The sequence below is a fragment of the Collinsella aerofaciens genome (genome assembly GCF_028209885.1).
GTDB lineage: Bacteria > Actinomycetota > Coriobacteriia > Coriobacteriales > Coriobacteriaceae > Collinsella > Collinsella aerofaciens_BA.
Map to the genome: position 1 here is coordinate 1 of NZ_JAQLEM010000063.1, position 3,437 is coordinate 3,437.

Below are 3,437 nucleotides of genomic sequence, written 5' to 3' on the forward strand. Positions count from 1 at the left end.
ATATACGCCGTGATGCGCGACCGGGTGCCCTACCGGGAGTAGCCCCGACGGTTGACAAAACTATAGGAACACCCAACGACTACTCCAGCAACACCGATGTTTTGGCAACGTCAGCGAGCGGTCACCAGAGCGAACAAATTGGCATGAAAAGAGGACGGCATAGACCTTCTGGTCATGCCGCCCTCTTTGAATGACAAGTTGTCGCTCTGGTGACCGCGCAGCGTCAACTGGCTACGCGGTTTGGTAAAACCGCGTAACTCTTAGGGCCGCTGGCCCATGCCACCCTCGAGGGTGACGGTCTCGCCGTTCATGTACTTAAAGTCGGGACCGCAGAGCTGAACGACCACGCGGCCGATCTCCTTCTCGACGTCGCCGTAGTGACCAGCCGGCGGCATGTGGACGTTGGCCTTAAACGCCTCGGGATAGGCATCCTGGAAGTTCTCGAGCGCAGCGGTCCAAGCAAGCGGGCAAACGATATTGACGTTGATGCCGTCCTTGCCCCACTCGTTGGCGGCAACGCGGGTCAGGCCGCGGATGCCCTCCTTGGCGGCAGCATAGCTGCACTGGCCATAGTTGCCAAACAGGCCGGCACCCGAGGCAAAGTTGACCACGGAGCCCTTGGTCTCCTTCAGGTGCGGATAGGCCTTCTGCATGTACAGATAGGTAGCATACAGACCGGAGTAAATGGCCAGATTAAACTGATCCATGGTGTGATCGGCGATGGTCACGCCCGAGGCGCTGGCCTGAGCATTGTTGACGACGGCGTCGATGCGGCCAAACTCCTCAATGGCCTTGTCGATGACGTTCTGGACGACGGCTTCGTTGTCCTGACCGGCTGAAACATCGGCCTGAACAGGCAGAACCTTGACACCGTGCTCGGCCTCGAGAGACTCCTTGGCGGCCTCGAGCTTAGCGACGTTGCGGCCGGTGATGACGAGGTTCGCGCCCTCCTTGGCAAAAGCGATATCGATGCCGTAGCCGATGGAGCCAGCGGAACCGTCCTTAAGCGTGGCCTTGCCGCCGCCGGTGACGATCACGGTCTTACCAGTGAAAAGTCCCATACAAAGTCCTTTCAAATCGCGACGGGCCCACCCGCCGACTGCGCGCATCCAACTTCACGCGCCAAAAGCTGAAATGCAACTTTAGCGGGTTCAAGTGAAAAATAAAGACCGCAGCAGGCGAACGGCACAACGTCATTCGGCGAAGGGAATGTCAAGCACGAACTGGATAAAGAGGCCGAATTTTTGTCAGCCAAACGAGCCATCGAACACGTTTTGAAACTTTGCTGCGGCGCGCGGGATGTCGGCGCGAGACTTTATCATAGGGTGACAAACAACGATGAGGAGCACATGCCTATGACAGACGAGCTGGACCCCCAGACTCAACAGCATATTGATGATCCCGCAGACGTCACCGCAGATACTGACGCTGTGACCTGCGATGGTACCGACGTCGACGGCCCCATCTTGGACGAAAGCGCTGCGGCGGAAACCCCCGAAACAGAAAACGCCGATGAGCAAAACGACGATGCGCCCGCTCAGGACGACGCCCCTGTACAGGACGACGCCCCGCAAGCAGCGGGCCCCATCGAGGTGTCTTCGGAAGAAGAGCTCGATGCCGTCATGGACTCCATGATGGATGCTGTCAAAGCGATGAAAGACGCCGTCGCCGATGCCGATATTGATGCCGAGGAAGAGGAGGCCGCCGAGGCGGCCTCGACCTTTGTGCCCGGCGAGACTCCGGTTGCCGACCAGGGCAGCACCATGCCCTCGTTTCTGCAGCTCGAGCACCCCACGATTGGCGCCGATGCGGTCGATCCGCACGCAGCAGGCTTTTCTGTGGTCGAGGGCGGTACCGGCAATATCGCCGTGCCGCAGACTGCCGATGCGGACGCTGCCGACACCACTCGCCCGACCGCCCCGCACTCCCCCGCCGCGAGCCGCGATCTGGGGACCGCTGTCTCGAACACTGCGAACGCCGTGGGCACCTTTATCGCCCAGGGCGCCTCGGCCATGCGTGAGATGAATGCCGCGAAAAAGGCACTTGCCGATGCCCGCACCCACCTGGCCGAACTTGAGCAGCGCATTGCCAATCAGGCCGAGGAACTCGAGACGCGCCAGGATATCGCAGGCCGCTACGAGCAGATCGTCGCCGACCAGCGTCAGGCGATCGCCACAGCGCAAAAGACCGCTGCGGCAGCCGAGATTGACCGTGATGCCCACGGCGCCAAAGCGACAGAGCTCAAGGGTCAGTTCGAACAAATGAAGACAGAGGATGACGCGACTGAGCTCCGCCTGAAGGCCGCGCTCGACGCCGTGGAGGCCCGCGAGGCGAGCTCGCGCGAGACCGGCAACCGCCTCGTTCGACGTCTTGAGGATTCCAAGCGCATCCGCGACAAGGTGAAGGCCGAGCGAGACGCCGGCATTGCGGCCGCACAACAAACCGTCGACGCCACGCGCGCCCAGCTCGAGACGCTGCGTCATGAGTATGCCGAGCTGCAACGCAATCCCTCGGCAAATCCCGCCAACTATACGGTGCGTACCAGCGAGCTCTCGATGCAGATCTCCGACACGGAGGATGCCCTGCGTAAAGCCGAAGAAGATGTCCCGCGCATCACCGCCGACCTTGAGCACTCGCTTGCCGCAGCCGAGCAGGCCGTCGAGCAGGCACAAGCCCCCATCAACGACGCCAAGCGAGCCCATCAGACCGTGACGGCAGAGGCCGATGCCGCGCGCGACGAGCTGCAGACCGCAAAAACCGCCGCCGCGACGCGCCAGCGCGAACTGCGCGAGAAGATCGCCGCCGAGGACAAGGCACGCCGCGACCAAGAGCAGAGCATAGCCAACGCCCAAGCAGATGCCGCGCATGCGCAGTCGATTATCGAACAGGCGACCGAGGTGCACGACCACCCAGAGATCACTGAGTCGCTTGCAGGATCCTTGGCCCGAGACAAAGCCGAACACGCCGAGACCGAGCGAGAAGTCGCCCAGCTCGAGGCCACCGAGGACGCGGTGCGCGAGCGTACCCGCGACTCACGCATCAAATTCACCGGCGCCATCGTCTGCATCGTCGCCGCAATCCTGGTGATCATCCTGATCTGGTTGTTCGCAAGTAAGTAAACCAGCCGCCAAAAAGCGCTCAACGCAGTTGCGGTGAGATAGTTCCTGTTTAGCCCAAAAAAGCCAATTCAAGAACTATCTCACCGCAACTTATTTAGATCGACGCAAGGCAATCTATCCCTCTTGCACCAATCTCTTGACATAAGGAGTGTCCCCAGGTGCCGGCACAAAAGGAACGTCCCCAAGTGCCAAGTGCCCAATGACTACTCAACAACCACGGCAACACCGATGTAATGGCAGAGTCAGACACTATGACCCAATCCAGGGGCACGGAAACGACAGGAGCCCCCGCTCGTGACCGCGGGTCGGGGCTGCGAC

The 3,437-nt window shown here is 60.9% G+C and carries 2 protein-coding genes; one reads left to right on the forward strand and one right to left on the reverse strand.

The window, feature by feature from the left end; all coding sequences use genetic code 11:
- Positions 1 to 260 precede the first annotated feature (260 nt).
- Positions 261 to 1,061 carry an SDR family NAD(P)-dependent oxidoreductase gene (locus PMX21_RS09880; protein ID WP_195544915.1) on the reverse strand — a complete coding sequence of 267 codons (801 nt, stop codon included), beginning with the start codon at positions 1,059 to 1,061 and terminating at the stop codon, positions 261 to 263.
- A gap of 294 nt (positions 1,062 to 1,355) precedes the next feature.
- Here PMX21_RS09880 and PMX21_RS09885 point away from each other — a divergent pair, with 294 nt between their 5' ends.
- Positions 1,356 to 3,119: a coiled-coil domain-containing protein gene (locus PMX21_RS09885; protein WP_271759278.1), complete on the forward strand. Its 1,764-nt coding sequence runs from the start codon at positions 1,356 to 1,358 to the stop codon at positions 3,117 to 3,119.
- Positions 3,120 to 3,437: the final 318 nt, after the last annotated feature.